Below are 15,118 nucleotides of genomic sequence, written 5' to 3'. Positions count from 1 at the left end.
TGCGCGTCAATCGTCAGCGGTCGTCTAGGCTCGGACACATGGCCGACGCACCGTACAAGCTGATCCTGCTCCGCCACGGCGAGAGCGAGTGGAACGAGAAGAACCTGTTCACCGGCTGGGTGGACGTCAACCTCACTCCGAAGGGCGAGAAGGAGGCGACGCGCGGCGGTGAGCTGCTGAAGGACGCCGGCCTGCTCCCGGACGTGCTGCACACCTCCCTCCAGAAGCGCGCCATCCGCACGGCGCAGCTCGCCCTGGAGGCCGCCGACCGCCACTGGATCCCGGTCCACCGCTCCTGGCGCCTGAACGAGCGCCACTACGGTGCGCTGCAGGGCAAGGACAAGGCGCAGACGCTCGCCGAGTTCGGCGAGGAGCAGTTCATGCTCTGGCGCCGCTCGTACGACACCCCGCCGCCGGCCCTGTCGGACGACAGCGAGTTCTCGCAGGCGCACGACGCCCGCTACGCGACGATCCCGCCGGAGCTGCGCCCGCGGACCGAGTGCCTCAAGGACGTCGTCCAGCGGATGCTCCCGTACTGGTACGACGCGATCGTCCCGGACCTGCTGTCCGGCCGCACGGTCCTGGTCGCCGCCCACGGCAACAGCCTGCGCGCCCTCGTCAAGCACCTCGACGGCATCTCGGACGCCGACATCGCGGGCCTGAACATCCCGACCGGCATCCCGCTGGCCTACGAGCTCGACGAGAACTTCAAGCCGGTCAACCCCGGCGGCACGTACCTCGACCCGGACGCCGCGGCGGCGGCCATCGAGGCCGTGAAGAACCAGGGCAAGAAGAAGTAGGAATAGTGATCATGCCCCTGACCTGCGCGTACGGTGCAGGGCAGGGGCGTTTTCGCGTTCTGGGCCCTCGCTGGGCCCTCGGCGCGGGGAGTCGTCGCTGACGGCCGGCCGGTGGGGCCTCGTCGGGGGACGTGCGGCTGCTCTCGTCCCGGGATTGTCGCGGCTTGGCGACAGGTCGTGGCTGAATATCGCCCCCTGAACCCGGCGTTGCTACGTTCCGTACCGGGATGCGGCCCGTGGTGGGCCGCCGTGGCACGAGGGGGAGTCCCGCAATGAAGGTCATGCGCGTCAGACGATGCAGACACGTGGTCGCGGCCGCGGCGGTCGTGCTCTCGGTCGTGGTCACCGGGTGTCAGAAGGGCGGCGCCGCGGACGGGGCGGGCGCCGTACCGGGCGCGGTGGCCACGGCCGGCGCGGAGCCCGCCGGAGACCCGACCGGCAGCGTCGAGCCGACGCAGGAGCCGACGCCCCTGAGGCCGGTCGTGAAGCCCCGGCCGAAGGCGCCGTCGGCGTACCCCGAGCCGCCGAAGCAGCCGGCGCCCGGCAAGACCGCCACCGGGTGTGTCACCGAGCCGCCCGTCCCCGAGGACTACGACCCCGACGAGTTCGCGCTCTACCGGATCGAGGAGCTCCCCGCCGCCACCGGCAAGGTCAACCTCGTGGTCCAGCACGGTGCGTGGGGCTGCGGTGAGCCGGACACCGACGGCGCGCCGTTCGTCGGCAGCGGTGAGGAGTCCCGCTGGGCGCTCGACCAGGCGGCGTACGTCACGGCCACCAACCCCGTCGTGGAGAGCACCGAGAACCAGCGGATCGGCGTGCAGGAGCTGATCGACTGGGTGAACGCGCACCCGGACTCCGGCCTCGTCTTCCGCTACCAGGTCGGCGACGACGGAGCCATCCACCGGCTGGACCAGGTCTTCATGCCCTGACCCGCCGGACGGGTGACGGAGAACCTTCCGGCCGTGGCTCGCCGCACGGCGGGGGCACGAGGGGCGGTACAGGTGCGGATGACCTCGCCCGTCCCCTCGTGAAACGAGACCCTCGTGCGCCCTGGACCCGGCGCCCTCTTGGCCGCCCCGCCTCCGACCGCCTGAAGCTCCGTTCGGGCGTCTTCCTCAGGCCGTAGCCGGCCCCGCGTTCCCGGCCGGCCGCAGGTCCCGGCGCATCAGCACCTCGTCCCGCAGGTCCTCCGGGGCGATGCGCAGGGCGGCGGGCCAGCGGCCGGTCTCGTGCCAGCCGAGGGCGGCGTAGAAGCCCTCCAGACCCTCGCCGCCACGGGCGGCGAGCCGGAGGTGGTCGAGCCCGAGGTCCTCGCGGGCGACGCGGTGCAGTTCCCGCATCAGGGCGCCGCCCAGGCCGTGGCCGCGGAAGTCGGGGTGGGTCTGGAGGTGGTGCACCGTGCCCCAGTGGGCGACCAGGGGGTTCGGGTCGTGGCCGAGCACGACCCAGCCGGCGAGCCGCTCACCGACCGTGGCGGTGATCAGGCGGTGGCCGTCCGGGGCGAGGCGGGCGGCCAGGGCGTCGACGGCCGGGGCCACCTCCGCCTCGGTGACGGGCGGGAACGGGAAGCCGGCGGCGCCGCCCGCGTTCGTGACCGCGATCCAGCAGTCGGTCAGGCGGGTCCGGAGCGTCGGGGTGATCCCGTCGGGGGCCGTCACCTGCGTCAGGAGCGCCGGCCGGGGGAGCGGGGTCGGGATCGCCGGCGGCGTGGCAGGCGTGGCAGGGATCGAGGGTGTGGCGGGTATCGGGGGCAGGGAGGGCATGGGAGGCATTCTGGCGTGAGGGCCCGGCGTCCCACCGTCGATATTCGCGCGCGGGCGTCACGGCGGGTGGTCTAGCGTGCGGGCCATGAGCACGTCTCCTCGCCTTGAGCCGATCACCCCCGCGAACCTCGAGGCCGCCCTCGACCTGCGCGTTCATCCCCATCAGAGCGACAACGTCGCCCCCGTCGTCCGCTCGCTCGCCGTGGCGTACGCGTTCGGCGAGACCGCCTGGCCGCGGCTCATCGTCGACGGGGACGAGCCGGTGGGCTTCCTGATGGCCTTCGTCGACATCCAGTGGAACGCGGAGAAGGATCCGGACGACCGGCGCAGCGGGCTCTGGCGGCTGAACATCAGCGGCGAGCGGCAGGGCAGGGGCTACGGGCGGTTCGCCGTCGACGCCGTGCGCGAGGAGCTGCGGCGGCGCGGGGCGACCGAGATGTACGTCTCCTGGCACACCGGCGAGCACGGGCCCGGCGACTTCTACCGCAGGCTCGGCTTCCGCGAGACCGGCGAGCTCGCCGGGGACCAGGTCGTCGGCGTGCTCGACATCGGCTAGGCCGGGCCCCCTCCGGGCCGGCCCCGCTGCACCCCCGTAAGCCGACGCCCGCGCCCCCGACGCGCGCGCCCCGACGCCCGCGCCCCCGCACCAGCTGACCCACGGGCCCCGCGTGCGAGACGGACGGGGCCCGCGGTTCAGGCGTGCGGTGTGCTGCTGTGCGGTGCGGTGTCCTACGAGGAGCAGCCGCCGCACTGGCACGGCGCGCCGGACTGGCAGCCGCAGCCGCAGCCCGAGCCGCACCCGCAGGCGCCGAGAACGGGCAGGAGCTGCGCGTCGCGCCCGAGCGGGCTCTCCTGCTGGGGGTCGGTGATCGGAGCGGATTCGGCCATGGGGTCCCTCCCTGAGAGGCGTACCTCGCCTCCCCCCATTGCATGCCCACCGCCCAGGGCGCATCAACGGCGCACTGTTGTGCGACCCGCCGGCGGAAGACGCCTACGCGCCCTCGACCGGCACGTCCGCCGACTGGAGCTCGTCCGCGTGCTCGCCCGTCACCAGGTAGACGACGCGCTTGGCCACCGACACCGCGTGGTCGGCGAAGCGCTCGTAGTAGCGGCCCAGCAGCGTCACGTCCACGGCGGTCTCGATGCCGTGCGACCAGCGGTCGTCCATCAGGTGCTGGAACAGCGTCCGGTGCAGCAGGTCCATCTCGTCGTCGTCCTGCTCCAGCTGGAGCGCCAGGTCGACGTCCTTCGTGATGATGACCTCCGCCGCCTTCGCCATCAGGCGCTGCGCCAGCTGCCCCATCTGCAGGATCGTGGCGTGCAGGTCGTTCGGCACCGCGCGGTCCGGGAATCGCAGCCGGGCCAGCTTGGCCACGTGCTGGGCCAGGTCGCCCGAGCGCTCCAGGTCGGCGCTCATCCGCAGCGAGGTCACCACGATCCGCAGATCCGTCGCCACCGGCTGCTGCCGCGCCAGCAGGGCTATCGCCCGCGCCTCCAGGTCGTGCTGGAGGTCGTCGACCTTCTGGTCCGCGGCGATCACGCTCTCCGCGAGCTTCAGGTCGGCGTCCAGCATGGCCGTCGTGGCGCGCCCGATCGCGGACCCGACCAGCCGGGCCATCTCGACCAGGCCCTCGCCGATCGAGTCAAGTTCCTCGTGGTACGCGTCCCGCATCGATGTCCCTCTCTACGTTCCGGCTCTGGCTACGTTCCGGCTCTGGATGCGCTCCGGCTCCAGGCAGACTGCTCCGGGCAGGGCGCCGGGTCCGGGTTCCGGCGTGGGGCCGATGACTCCCACGCTCCCACGTTCGGCCCCCTACGCGTCCGATTCCACCCCCACACGTGAACCACCACTTACTCCGAGGTGAACTCTGGGCAACGCGGGCCGCGGTGTCGACCAGGTCAAATGAACCACCCCCGTCCCCTCGGTGAACTCTGGGCGACGAGTGTTCGAGCAGCCACTCGGACGGCTGGGAGAGTGTCCGTCGGCCCGCATAACCTGGAGGGCATGGACGTGAACGCGGCGGTCGCCGCATTGGCCGCTATCGCCGGCGTGTGCACCGGCGTGATCGCCATGCTGGCGTTCCGCTGGAGCGAGCGCGACCAGGCGCGACCCACTCGTACCTCCCTGCACACCGACGCCGTGCTCCCGCCCGGGGTCGACACTGTGCTGTCCGTGCTGCGCTCCTCCGCGGTGGTCCTCGACGAGAGCGACTCCGTGGTGAAGGCCAGCTCGGCCGCGTACGCGCTCGGCCTGGTCCGGGGCGGCAAGCTGGCCGTCGAGCCCATGCTCAACATGGCCCGCGACACCCGCCGCGACGGGGAGATACGGCAGGTCGAGCTCGACCTGCCGCGGCGCGGCACCGGACGCGGCGAGGCCCTCGCCGTCTCCGCCCGCGTCGCCCCGCTGGGATCGCGGCTGGTGCTGCTGCTGGTGGAGGACCTGACCGAGGCCCGCCGCATAGAAGCGGTACGGCGTGACTTCGTCGCCAACGTGAGTCATGAGCTCAAGACCCCCGTCGGCGCCCTCTCCCTGCTCTCCGAGGCCGTCATGGACGCCTCGGACGACCCCGAGGCGGTCACCCGCTTCGCGGGCCGGATGCAGATCGAGGCCACCCGCCTCACCAACCTCGTGCAGGAGCTCATCGACCTCTCCCGGGTGCAGAACGACGACCCGCTGGAGGACTCCGAGCCGGTCCGGGTGGACGAGCTGGTCGCCGAGGCGATCGACCGCTCCCGCCACGCCGCGTCCACGAAGCAGATCACCATGGCCTCGGGAGGGGCCTCCGACCTCTACGTCTGGGGCAGCCGCGGACAGCTCGCCGCCGCCCTGGGCAACCTCGTCGAGAACGCCGTCAACTACTCGCCGGCCCACACGCGGGTCGGCATCGCCGCCCGCCGTGTGACGGCGCCCGGCGGCGACCTCATCGAGATAGCCGTGACCGACCAGGGCATCGGCATCCCCGACAAGGACAAGGAGCGCGTCTTCGAGCGCTTCTACCGCGTCGACCCCGCCCGCTCCCGTGCCACCGGCGGTACGGGACTGGGCCTGGCCATCGTGAAGCACGTGGCCGCCTCGCACGGCGGGGAGGTCACGGTGTGGAGCACCGAGGGCCAGGGGTCCACCTTCACCCTGCGGCTGCCCGAGGCGGGCGCCGTACGGGACCGCCGGTCCTCCGACTCCGCCTCGACGCCCGATCTCATGACCGAACCGCTCCCCGCCCCGGAGGTCCTTCCGTGACCCGAGTGCTTGTCGTCGAGGATGAGGAATCCTTCAGCGACGCCCTGTCGTACATGCTCCGCAAGGAAGGCTTCGAGGTCGCCGTCGCGGCGACCGGGCCCGACGGCCTCGACGAGTTCGAGCGCAACGGAGCGGATCTCGTCCTCCTCGACCTGATGCTGCCGGGTCTGCCCGGTACGGAGGTGTGCCGTCAGCTGCGCGGCCGCTCCAACGTCCCGGTGATCATGGTGACCGCCAAGGACAGCGAGATCGACAAGGTCGTCGGCCTGGAGATAGGAGCCGACGACTACGTGACCAAGCCCTTCTCCTCGCGGGAGCTGGTCGCCCGCATCCGCGCGGTCCTGCGCCGCCGCGGTGAGCCGGAGGAGGTCACCCCCGCCGCCCTGGAGGCCGGCCCGGTCCGCATGGACGTCGACCGCCACGTGGTCACCGTCGCGGGCGGCAAGGTCGACCTGCCGCTGAAGGAGTTCGACCTCCTGGAGATGCTGCTCCGCAACGCGGGCCGCGTCCTGACCCGCATGCAGCTCATCGACCGCGTCTGGGGCGCGGACTACGTCGGCGACACGAAGACCCTCGACGTCCACGTGAAGCGCCTCCGCGCCAAGATCGAGCCCGACCCGGGCGCGCCGCGGTACCTGGTCACGGTCCGGGGCCTGGGCTACAAGTTCGAGCCGTAGGCCGCGGGCGGGTGAGCCCGTGGGCCGGTGCGGCCGCGGGCTCGTGAGCCGTACGGCACGCAGAAGGGGCGCCCCGAGGGGCGCCCCTTCTGCGTGTGGCTCAGTGACCGGCCGCGTGGCCGGCCTCGCCCGACGGCGTGGCCGTGCCGGACGGCGTGGCCGTGCCGGACGGGGTCGCGGTGCCCGACGGGGTCGCGGTGCCGGACGGCGTGGCCGGCAGGGTGGCCGGCGGCTTCGGGAGCTCGGACGGGCCGAACTCCTTGAAGTAGCTCTTCGCCGGGACGACGAAGGCGCTCAGGCCCACGTCGCCGGTCTTGCTCAGCTTGAAGACGACCTTCTGCGCGGCGCCGTTGCGGTCCTGGTGCAGGCCGCCCTCGATCGTCGCGGAGGCGTTGCCCTGGCCGCCGATGACGACGGAGCCGCCGGCGGGGACGACGATCGGGCCGTTGCCCTCGGCCGCCTTGAGCTTCACGACCCCGACGGTGCCGGGCAGGGTGATCGAGTCGATCGTCTGGCGCGTCGAACCGTTGTTGAAGACGGTGGCGGAGACGGCGGCGGGACCCACCGCGCCCGGGTCGGGCTGGGTGATCACGAGGGCGTTCTGGATCTTGACGTCGTCCACGGTGACGGCGGCGTTGTCCGGGCGGATCTCGAGGGTCTGCGCGTCGTTGCCCGCACCACAGGCGGACAGGGCGGCGATCGAGATCACGACGGCGGTGGCGGCGAGGGCGCCGCGTCGAAGGCTGCGGCTCACGGCGGCGGCAACTCCTAGGACGTAAGGGCAGGCTAGGGAAGGACTAAAGGTGTGTCAGCGCGCTTAGGTTACCGAGCCGCACTCTCCGTCCTGCACCCGACCCGCCCCTCCGCGCCCGCTCACCACGCGGGCGGCTCCCGCGCCGGACATCGAGAACTCGCCGTCATGGCCGGATCGCGACCCATTGACCCGCCGTTCACATAAGCGTCGTGATCAATTCGGGTGCCGTCCGCGCATTCCGCCGTCCGGGCCATTCGGGAATCTTCGGTGATCAATTCCCGAATCCGCCCGCACGAGTGATCGATCCTCGAACGGAGTACGTGAAGCAGGTCACGCCGAACCGGTCAAAATGGGACATCGAGCCCCTCGCGCACCCCTCGTGGCAGCTGTAACGTGGGTGTTTCTCTGTGTCCGCGCAGTGGCTCCGACCTGCGAATACCGCCCTCCGGAAGCCCTCCGCAGCACGTTCGCGTCGCTGTTGTCAAGCCCCGAGATATGCCCTGACCTGCGAAAACGCCATTCAGAAGAAGCCGTATCCGTGTTACCCTGGATAGCCACGGAAGGGGTACCTGTCACATGACGTTCAAGGTTGGCGACACCGTGGTCTATCCCCATCACGGGGCCGCGCTGATCGAGGCCATCGAAACTCGCCAGATCAAAGGCGTGGACAAGACCTACTTGGTGCTCAAGGTCGCGCAGGGCGACTTGACGGTTCGTGTGCCGGCGGACAATGCGGAGTTCGTCGGTGTTCGCGACGTGGTCGGTCAGGATGGGCTGGACCGGGTCTTCGAGGTGCTGCGCGCACCGTACGCAGAGGAGCCCACTAACTGGTCTCGCCGCTACAAGGCAAATCTGGAAAAGCTCGCCTCGGGCGACGTCATCAAGGTCGCCGAAGTGGTGCGCGACCTGTGGCGCCGTGAGCGCGAGCGTGGACTCTCCGCCGGTGAGAAGCGCATGCTCGCCAAGGCCCGCCAGATCCTGGTGAGCGAGCTGGCCCTCGCGGAGAACACGAACGAGGACAAGGCCGAGGCCCTCCTCGACGAGGTGCTCGCGTCCTGACGTCGGTCGCCTGACGACCGGCCGAACGCCATGCCCAGCACATGCCGCGGTGCCCGCTGACATGCTGTGAATCTCCTTGATTCCACAGCGCCGTCGCCGGGCACTGCGGCATGTTCGTCTCTCTTTCCCGACCCCCTGCCGTTCCTCGCACGGCGACGCCTCGACCGTCGTCACGGAAGGGTCCGGTCGAGGCGTCGCCAGCAGCTTGCTGACGCCATACCCACGTCGCCCGCGGAAACAAACCTGCCGGAGTGCAACCGATGACAGACGAAGCGCGTCCCCCACGAACCGCCGTGGTGATCCCCGCGGCAGGCCGGGGCGTACGCCTCGGCCCGGGCGCCCCCAAGGCGCTGCGCGCGCTGAACGGCACCCCCATGCTCATCCACGCCGTCCGGGCGATGGCCGCCTCCCGCGCCGTCTCCCTCGTCGTCGTGGTCGCACCCCCCGACGGCGCCGTCGGGGCCGCCGAGGTGAAGAACCTCCTCGACACCCACGCCCTGCCCGAGCGGACCGACTACGTCGTCGTCCCCGGCGGGGAGACCCGCCAGGAGTCCGTGCGGCTCGGCCTGGCGGCCGTCCCCGACGACGTCTCGGTCGTCCTCGTCCACGACGCCGCCCGCCCCCTCGTGCCCGTCGACACCGTCGACGCCGTCGTCGAGGCCGTACGGGACGGGGCCGTCGCCGTGGTGCCCGCGCTGCCCGTCGCCGACACCGTCAAGGAGGTCGAGCCGGCGGAGGAGCCGGGCGCCCCCGAACAGGTCGTCGCCACCCCGGTCCGGGCCCGCCTCCGCGCCGTGCAGACCCCGCAGGGCTTCGACCGCGACACGCTCGTCAACGCCCACGCCACCGTCGCCCTCACCGGTGAGGGCGCGACCGACGACGCCGGCATGGTCGAGAAGCTCGGCGCGCCCGTCGTCGTCGTGCCCGGCCACGAAGAGGCCTTCAAGGTGACCCGCCCCCTCGACCTCGTCCTCGCCGAGGCCGTACTCGCCCGCAGGAGGGCCAACGATGGCTTCTGACGGCCACCCCCCGCGCCCCGTGCTGCCCCGGACGGGCATCGGCACCGACGTCCACGCCTTCGAGAAGGGGCGCGAACTGTGGTGCGCCGGCCTGCTCTGGGAGGACGAGGAGTACGGACTCGCCGGGCACTCCGACGGTGACGTCGCCGCCCACGCCGCCTGCGACGCGCTCTTCTCCGCCGCCGGCATCGGCGACCTCGGCGCCCACTTCGGGACCTCGCGGCCCGAGTGGTCCGGCGCCTCCGGCGTCACCCTCCTCGCGGAGGCCGCCCGGATCGTGCGCGCCGAGGGCTACGAGATCGGCAACATCGCCGTCCAGGTCGTCGGCGTCCGCCCCAAGATCGGCAAGCGTCGCGACGAGGCGCAGAAGGCCCTCGGCGAGGCGGCGGGCGCACCGGTCTCCGTCTCCGGCACCACCACCGACGGGCTCGGCCTGACCGGCCGCGCCGAAGGACTGGCCGCGCTCGCGACCGCGCTCGTCTATCCCGTAACGGCTCCTTAGGGGCACCACCCCCCGAAAAAGTGGCCCCGGGACCGGGAACAGGTCGCGGGGCACTGCCCCCCGCCCACTACCCTGGAGTGGTGACCATTCGCCTGTACGACACCAGCGCCCGGCAGATCCGTGACTTCACCCCGATCCAGCCGGGCTGTGTCTCGATCTACCTCTGTGGCGCGACCGTGCAGGCCGCTCCGCACATCGGGCACATCCGCTCCGGCCTGAACTTCGACATCATGCGCCGCTGGTTCGCCTACCGCGGCTACGACGTCACGTTCATCCGCAACGTCACCGACATCGACGACAAGATCATCAAGAAGGGCGCCGAACAGGGCCGTCCCTGGTGGTCCATCGGCTACGAGAACGAGCGCGCGTTCAACGACGGCTACCAGGCCCTCGGTTGCCTGCCGCCCACCTACGAACCGCGCGCCACCGGGCACGTCACCGAGATGGTCGAGATGATGCGCGGCCTCATCGAGCGCGGCCACGCCTACGAGGCGGACGGCAGCGTCTACTTCGACGTGCGCTCCTTCCCGGGTTACCTGGAGCTGTCCAACCAGGACATCGACGACCTGCGCCAGCCCACCGAAGAGGGCATCACCGGCAAGCGGGACCCGCGCGACTTCGCGATGTGGAAGGCGACCAAGCCGGGCGAGCCCGACTGGGAGACCCCGTGGGGCCGCGGCCGCCCCGGCTGGCACCTGGAGTGCTCGGCGATGGCGCACAAGTACCTGGGCTCCGCCTTCGACATCCACGGCGGCGGCCTCGACCTGATCTTCCCGCACCACGAGAACGAGATCGCCCAGGCCAAGGCCTTCGGTGACGAGTTCGCCCACTACTGGGTGCACAACGCCTGGGTCACCATGAGCGGCGAGAAGATGTCGAAGTCGCTCGGCAACTCGGTGCTCGTCTCCGAGATGGTGAAGAACTGGCGTCCCATCGTGCTGCGTTACTACCTCGGCACCCCGCACTACCGCTCGATGATCGAGTACAGCGAGGAGTCCCTGCGCGAGGCCGAGGCGGCGTTCGCCCGCATCGAGGGCTTCGTGCAGCGCGCCACCGAGAAGGCCGGGGCGCCCGTCGCCCCCGCCGCCGAGGTGCCGCCGGCCTTCGCCGAGGCCATGGACGACGACCTGGGCGTGCCGCACGCGCTGGCGATCATCCACACCACCGTCCGCCAGGGCAACAGCGCCCTGGCCGCCGACGACAAGGACGAGGCGATCGCCCGCCTCGCCGAGGTACGCGCCATGCTCGGCGTCCTCGGTCTCGACCCCCTCGACCCGCACTGGGCCGAGGAGACGGACCGCGGCGAAGAGCTCCACGGCGTCGTCGACACCCTCGTCCGGCTCGTGCTCCAGCAGCGCGAGTCCGCCCGCGAGCGCAAGGACTGGGCGACCGCGGACGCCATCCGCGACCAGCTGAACCGTTCGGGCCTCGCCATCGAGGACAGCCCCGACGGCCCCCGCTGGACGCTGGGCAACCGCTAGAGAACTGATGAGTGTGCCGTCCGGGCCTCCGGGCGGCACACTGCACTTACGGACTTCGTACGCAGCAGGCAGAGGAAACGGGTAGTAGTCATGGCCGGGAACAGTCAGCGCAGGGGACGTCGTACGTCCAACAAGAAGGGCGCGACGGTCGGCAGCGGTGGCCAGCGGCGCAAGGGCCTCGAAGGCAAGGGCCCGACGCCCAAGGCCGAGAACCGCAAGGGCCACAAGGCGTACCGCGTCTCCAACGCGATGGCACGCAACGCGGCCAAGCGCAAGCCCGTCGCCCGCCGCGGCGGCAAGGGCCAGTCGGAGATGGTCGTCGGCCGCAACCCGGTCTTCGAGGCGCTGCGCGACGGTGTGCCCGCCAGCACGCTCTACGTCCAGCAGTTCATCGACAACGACGAGCGGGTGCGCGAGGCCCTGAACCTCGCCACCGGCCGCGGCAACATCAACATCATGGAGGCGCCGCGCCCCGAGCTCGACCGGATGACCAACGGGCTCAACCACCAGGGCCTCGTCCTCCAGGTCCCGCCGTACGAGTACGCGCACCCCGAGGACCTCGCCGAGGCGGCCTTCGACGACCACGAGGACCCGCTGATCGTGGCCCTCGACGGCGTCACGGACCCGCGCAACCTCGGTGCCGTCGTCCGTTCCGTCTCCGCCTTCGGCGGCCACGGCGTGGTCGTGCCCGAGCGCCGCGCCGCCGGCATGACCGCCGGCGCCTGGAAGACCTCGGCCGGCACCGCCGCCCGGACCCCGGTGGCCCGCGCCACCAACCTCACCCGCTGCCTCGAGCAGTACCAGAAGGCGGGTCTCACGGTCGTCGGCCTGTCGGCGGAAGGCGACACCGAGGTGCACGAGCTGGAGGCGCTCTCCGGCCCGGTCGTCATCGTCGTCGGCTCCGAGGGCAAGGGCCTGTCCCGCCTGGTCGGCGAGACCTGTGACTTCCTCGTCCGCATCCCCATGCCGGGCGGCGCCGAGTCGCTGAACGCCGGCGTCGCCGCCGGTGTCGTGCTGTACGAGGCGGCCCGCCGCCGGATGGCCTGACCCGGCTCCCTCGTACGGGCTGACCCGCACGAGGGACACACCCCGGCCGTGATCTTGACGGGCCTCGGACATTTGGAGTCCGTCAAGGCAGTGTCCTAACCGCACATCACTCGGTTAGATGAGTGTGGACACCAGAACGCCCCGGCCGGGGTTCGACGATCAGCCCGCGCTGAGCATGGTCAAAGTGGCCTCCGATCCCGCCCAGGTGATCGTGAACCACGCCAGCTTCCGTGTGCGGCTCGCGCCGGCCCAACAGCCGAAGTTCGCCGCGAACCCGCGGATCGCCGCGCTCGCCGGAGCCGCTGTCGGAGCAGGTGCGGCCGGCGCCGGCACCGCCCGTCGCAGGCCCGTCGTGTGGACCGGGAAGTCCTCGCCCGGCGCCACGGGCCTCCTCCAGGCCGTCCGCGAGTCCTCCGCCACGGGCGGCGTCTCCACCCTGGAGCCGACCACCCAGACCATCCCGCGCATCGACACCACGATGCCCACCCCCGTGGTGCCGGCCGGGCCGCCGGCCCCGCTGCTCCCGCCGATGCGCAGGGCCGAGGGGGCGTACGACGAGCTCTACGAGCTCGAACCCGACCCGCACGCCCCGGACACCGGCCCCCAGGCCCACGGCTCGCACCGGCACGGCGCGAGCGGGACCCCGGCCGCCAACGCGGCGAGCGTCCGGCACGCCTACTACCCGGGCCGCCGCCTCAACCTCGGGGTCGTGCTGCTGCCCCTGCGGGTGTTCCTCGGCTTCATCTCCATCTACGCGGGCATGGGCAAGCTCTGCGACCCCGTCTACTTCGACGGCGGCGAGCGCGGCTCGATGGTCAAGTGGCTGCACTCGCTGCACCCGTGGGCCCTGGCCGAGCCGCTGCGCGACTTCGCCCTCCAGCACCCGGTGGGCGCCGGCCTCACCGTCGCCTTCCTCCAGGTCGTCGTGGGCGTCCTCACCGTCCTCGGCCTGTGGCAGCGGGTGGCGGCCGTGGTCGGAGCGCTGCTCTCCGCCGCCCTGATCCTCACCGTCAGCTGGAAGACCGTGCCGGTCTACGACGCGCCCGACATCATCTTCCTCGCCGCCTGGTCGCCGCTGGTCATCGCCGGCGCCCCGGTGTACTCGATCGACGGACGGCTCGCCGGCGAGGCCTGGCGCACCCTCGGCCCCCGCTCGGAACTGTGGGAACTGCGCCGCCGGGTGCTGCGCCGCGGCACGGTCGTCGCCGCGGTGGTCGTCGGGCTCACCCTGCTCGTCGGCTCCGTCCTCGGCGGGGCGGTGCGCTCCACGGAGATGGTCACCGTGCCCGGGCCGAACGACGACCCGGTCAACCACCTGCCGGGCGAACCGCTGCCCACGGAGCCGGGCGCGACCGGCCCGTCCCGCAAGGCCTCGAAGAGCCCGAAGCCCTCGGCGACGACCGGGGCGAGCGGTGAGCGCGAGAAGGACGAGGAGGCCTCGCCGACGGAGTCGGCGAAGGAGACCCGGCGCAGCGAGCGGCGCAGCCCGTCCGCGACGCAGGGCAGCGGCACCCGCAGCCCGAGCCAGTCGCGCACGTCCTCCCCGTCCTCGTCCAGCAGCAGCTCCGGCTCGGGCGGATCCAGCACCTCCGGCGGTACGAGCGGCACGCCGAGCACCGGCGGCAGCGGCGGCGGCTCCTCGGACGGCGGCTCGACGTCGGGCGGCGCGCGCAACCCGATCGGCGGCCTGCTGGGCTGACGGACGGACAACTCGCGGAAGGGCCCCGGGTGTCGTCGGACACCCGGGGCCCTTCGGCGTGGGGCCTCGGGCGGGGCGTGGGCCGTCGGCGGGGGCCGCGGCCTCGGCTCCACGCCGGCGGTCCGTCCGGGCCGCCTCCGTCCGGAACGGCGCCCGTCCCCTACCCCCGGGCGGGGGCCTCGCCGGCCCCGCCTCCGCCCCCGACCGCCGCCGTGCCGGTCCCCGCCCGAGCCCCGCACGGGCGGCCAGGAGCTCCCGTACGGACGCCGAAGGGGCGGCACCACGTCGATCGTGGTGCCGCCCCTTCGGGCGTACGCGGGACCCGGTGGGTGCCCTCAGGCGTGGGAGGCGAGTTCCTTCGCCGCCTCGGTCAGGTCCTTCGCGGTGTCGATGGCCCGCCAGTACGCCCCCTGCGGAAGCGGGAAGCCCGCCAGGCTCCGCTCCCGGGCCAGCCGCGGGAAGGTCGTGCGCTCGTGGTCGCCGAGGTCCGGCAGCAGGTCCGTGAAGGCGGGGGAGAAGACGTACACGCCCGCGTTGATGAGGTACGGCGACGGCGGTGCCTCGATGAAGTCGGTGATGTGCCCGAAGGCGTCCGTCTCCACGGCGCCCCACGGGATACGGGGCCGGGCCAGGGCCAGCGTGGCCGTCGCGTCCCGCTCGGCGTGGAACTCGGCCATCTCGCGCAGCGAGAAGCGCGTCCAGATGTCGCCGTTCGTCGCGTACCAGGGCTGATCCGGCTCCGGCAGGTGCGCGGCCGCGTACTTGAGGCCGCCCCCGCGGCCGAGCGGCTCGGACTCGACGACGGTGGTGACCTTCAACGGCAGTTCGGCCGCGTCCAGCCACTCCTGGAGCACGTCGGCGAGGTGACCGCAGGACACGACGGCGTCCGTGACCCCCTCGGCGGCGAGCCAGGACAGCTGATGGCCGATGATCGGGGTCCCGGTGCCCGGGATCTCGACCATCGGCTTGGGGCGGTCGTCGGTGTACGGGCGCAGCCGCGAGCCCTGGCCGCCCGCCAGGATCACGGCCTGCGTCGGGGAGGTGTGCATACCGGGAACGATATGCGGTGTGCGGCAGGC

At 72.2% G+C, this 15,118-nt stretch carries 16 protein-coding genes; 11 read left to right on the top strand and 5 right to left on the bottom strand.

Annotated elements, in window-relative coordinates; genetic code table 11:
- The first annotated feature begins 38 nt into the window (after positions 1 to 38).
- Together ACGF1Z_RS19485 and ACGF1Z_RS19480 are read left to right on the top strand one after the other, a co-directional pair.
- Positions 39 to 800: a phosphoglyceromutase gene (locus ACGF1Z_RS19485; RefSeq protein WP_393005484.1), complete on the top strand. Its 762-nt coding sequence runs from the start codon at positions 39 to 41 to the stop codon at positions 798 to 800.
- A gap of 281 nt (positions 801 to 1,081) precedes the next feature.
- Positions 1,082 to 1,729, top strand: coding sequence for a hypothetical protein (locus ACGF1Z_RS19480; protein WP_393005482.1), 648 nt, complete (start codon positions 1,082 to 1,084; stop codon positions 1,727 to 1,729).
- A gap of 186 nt (positions 1,730 to 1,915) precedes the next feature.
- Here the strand turns inward: ACGF1Z_RS19480 and ACGF1Z_RS19475 are convergent, their stop codons facing one another.
- The gene (locus tag ACGF1Z_RS19475; RefSeq protein ID WP_393005480.1) at positions 1,916 to 2,563 is read right to left on the bottom strand and encodes a GNAT family N-acetyltransferase; all 648 of its coding nucleotides are present in this window, start codon (positions 2,561 to 2,563) and stop codon (positions 1,916 to 1,918) included.
- 85 nt (positions 2,564 to 2,648) lie between these two features.
- Here ACGF1Z_RS19475 and ACGF1Z_RS19470 point away from each other — a divergent pair, with 85 nt between their 5' ends.
- A complete protein-coding gene (locus ACGF1Z_RS19470; RefSeq protein WP_393005478.1) occupies positions 2,649 to 3,119 on the top strand; it encodes a GNAT family N-acetyltransferase in 471 nt (156 codons plus the stop codon).
- A 173-nt stretch (positions 3,120 to 3,292) separates the two neighbouring features.
- Here the strand turns inward: ACGF1Z_RS19470 and ACGF1Z_RS19465 are convergent, their stop codons facing one another.
- Together ACGF1Z_RS19465 and phoU are read right to left on the bottom strand one after the other, a co-directional pair.
- Entirely contained in the window at positions 3,293 to 3,451 is a 159-nt protein-coding gene (locus ACGF1Z_RS19465; protein ID WP_393005476.1) for a hypothetical protein, read from the bottom strand.
- Positions 3,452 to 3,554: 103 nt separating this feature from the next.
- A complete protein-coding gene (gene phoU, locus ACGF1Z_RS19460) occupies positions 3,555 to 4,235 on the bottom strand; it encodes a phosphate signaling complex protein PhoU (protein ID WP_393005474.1) in 681 nt (226 codons plus the stop codon).
- A 333-nt stretch (positions 4,236 to 4,568) separates the two neighbouring features.
- Between phoU and ACGF1Z_RS19455 the strand changes: the two genes are divergently transcribed.
- Entirely contained in the window at positions 4,569 to 5,801 is a 1,233-nt protein-coding gene (locus ACGF1Z_RS19455; protein ID WP_393005472.1) for a sensor histidine kinase, read from the top strand.
- Positions 5,798 to 6,478: a response regulator transcription factor gene (locus tag ACGF1Z_RS19450; protein ID WP_015035162.1), complete on the top strand. Its 681-nt coding sequence runs from the start codon at positions 5,798 to 5,800 to the stop codon at positions 6,476 to 6,478. Before ACGF1Z_RS19455 ends, ACGF1Z_RS19450 begins: the two co-directional genes overlap by 4 nt.
- Positions 6,479 to 6,578: 100 nt before the next feature.
- Here ACGF1Z_RS19450 and ACGF1Z_RS19445 read toward each other — a convergent pair whose 3' ends face one another.
- Entirely contained in the window at positions 6,579 to 7,232 is a 654-nt protein-coding gene (locus ACGF1Z_RS19445) for a DUF461 domain-containing protein (RefSeq protein ID WP_393005470.1), read from the bottom strand.
- Positions 7,233 to 7,808: 576 nt separating this feature from the next.
- Here ACGF1Z_RS19445 and ACGF1Z_RS19440 point away from each other — a divergent pair.
- From ACGF1Z_RS19440 to ACGF1Z_RS19415, 6 genes are all read left to right on the top strand, one after another.
- Entirely contained in the window at positions 7,809 to 8,291 is a 483-nt protein-coding gene (locus ACGF1Z_RS19440) for a CarD family transcriptional regulator (RefSeq protein WP_003953493.1), read from the top strand.
- A gap of 260 nt (positions 8,292 to 8,551) precedes the next feature.
- The gene (gene ispD / locus ACGF1Z_RS19435; protein ID WP_393005468.1) at positions 8,552 to 9,310 is read left to right on the top strand and encodes a 2-C-methyl-D-erythritol 4-phosphate cytidylyltransferase; all 759 of its coding nucleotides are present in this window, start codon (positions 8,552 to 8,554) and stop codon (positions 9,308 to 9,310) included.
- Positions 9,300 to 9,812 carry a 2-C-methyl-D-erythritol 2,4-cyclodiphosphate synthase gene (ispF, locus tag ACGF1Z_RS19430; protein WP_393005466.1) on the top strand — a complete coding sequence of 171 codons (513 nt, stop codon included), beginning with the start codon at positions 9,300 to 9,302 and terminating at the stop codon, positions 9,810 to 9,812. Before ispD ends, ispF begins: the two co-directional genes overlap by 11 nt.
- 80 nt (positions 9,813 to 9,892) lie before the next feature.
- Positions 9,893 to 11,293, top strand: a complete 1,401-nt coding sequence (gene cysS / locus ACGF1Z_RS19425; protein WP_393005464.1) for a cysteine--tRNA ligase — start codon at positions 9,893 to 9,895, stop codon at positions 11,291 to 11,293.
- A 90-nt stretch (positions 11,294 to 11,383) separates the two neighbouring features.
- Positions 11,384 to 12,340 (top strand): 23S rRNA (guanosine(2251)-2'-O)-methyltransferase RlmB, encoded by a 957-nt coding sequence (gene rlmB / locus ACGF1Z_RS19420; RefSeq protein ID WP_393005462.1) that lies wholly within the window; start codon positions 11,384 to 11,386, stop codon positions 12,338 to 12,340.
- A gap of 118 nt (positions 12,341 to 12,458) precedes the next feature.
- Positions 12,459 to 14,039: a DoxX family membrane protein gene (locus ACGF1Z_RS19415; RefSeq protein WP_393005460.1), complete on the top strand. Its 1,581-nt coding sequence runs from the start codon at positions 12,459 to 12,461 to the stop codon at positions 14,037 to 14,039.
- Between the two features lie 335 nt (positions 14,040 to 14,374).
- On the opposite strand, the gene ACGF1Z_RS19410 is transcribed toward ACGF1Z_RS19415, so the two are convergent.
- Complete coding sequence (locus ACGF1Z_RS19410) at positions 14,375 to 15,088, bottom strand: NDP-sugar synthase (protein WP_393005458.1); 714 nt, start codon at positions 15,086 to 15,088, stop codon at positions 14,375 to 14,377.
- Between the last annotated feature and the right edge of the window lie 30 nt (positions 15,089 to 15,118).

The sequence above is a fragment of the Streptomyces sp. NPDC048018 genome (assembly GCF_043202995.1).
In the GTDB taxonomy this organism is placed as follows: Bacteria; Actinomycetota; Actinomycetes; order Streptomycetales; family Streptomycetaceae; genus Streptomyces.
This window is presented reverse-complemented; position numbering and strand designations above follow the sequence as displayed.

Excerpts from the sequence above, each read along its gene's own strand:
- ACGF1Z_RS19485 (WP_393005484.1), top strand. The coding sequence starts at position 39 with ATGGCCGACGCACCGTACAAGCTGATCCTGCTCCGCCACGGCGAGAGC.
- ACGF1Z_RS19480 (WP_393005482.1), top strand. The coding sequence starts at position 1,082 with ATGCGCGTCAGACGATGCAGACACGTGGTCGCGGCCGCGGCGGTCGTG.
- ACGF1Z_RS19475 (WP_393005480.1), bottom strand. The coding sequence starts at position 2,563 with ATGCCCTCCCTGCCCCCGATACCCGCCACACCCTCGATCCCTGCCACG.
- ACGF1Z_RS19470 (WP_393005478.1), top strand. The coding sequence starts at position 2,649 with ATGAGCACGTCTCCTCGCCTTGAGCCGATCACCCCCGCGAACCTCGAG.
- ACGF1Z_RS19465 (WP_393005476.1), bottom strand. The coding sequence starts at position 3,451 with ATGGCCGAATCCGCTCCGATCACCGACCCCCAGCAGGAGAGCCCGCTC.
- phoU (WP_393005474.1), bottom strand. The coding sequence starts at position 4,235 with ATGCGGGACGCGTACCACGAGGAACTTGACTCGATCGGCGAGGGCCTG.
- ACGF1Z_RS19455 (WP_393005472.1), top strand. The coding sequence starts at position 4,569 with ATGGACGTGAACGCGGCGGTCGCCGCATTGGCCGCTATCGCCGGCGTG.
- ACGF1Z_RS19440 (WP_003953493.1), top strand. The coding sequence starts at position 7,809 with ATGACGTTCAAGGTTGGCGACACCGTGGTCTATCCCCATCACGGGGCC.
- ispD (WP_393005468.1), top strand. The coding sequence starts at position 8,552 with ATGACAGACGAAGCGCGTCCCCCACGAACCGCCGTGGTGATCCCCGCG.
- ispF (WP_393005466.1), top strand. The coding sequence starts at position 9,300 with ATGGCTTCTGACGGCCACCCCCCGCGCCCCGTGCTGCCCCGGACGGGC.
- rlmB (WP_393005462.1), top strand. The coding sequence starts at position 11,384 with ATGGCCGGGAACAGTCAGCGCAGGGGACGTCGTACGTCCAACAAGAAG.
- ACGF1Z_RS19415 (WP_393005460.1), top strand. The coding sequence starts at position 12,459 with ATGAGTGTGGACACCAGAACGCCCCGGCCGGGGTTCGACGATCAGCCC.
- ACGF1Z_RS19410 (WP_393005458.1), bottom strand. The coding sequence starts at position 15,088 with ATGCACACCTCCCCGACGCAGGCCGTGATCCTGGCGGGCGGCCAGGGC.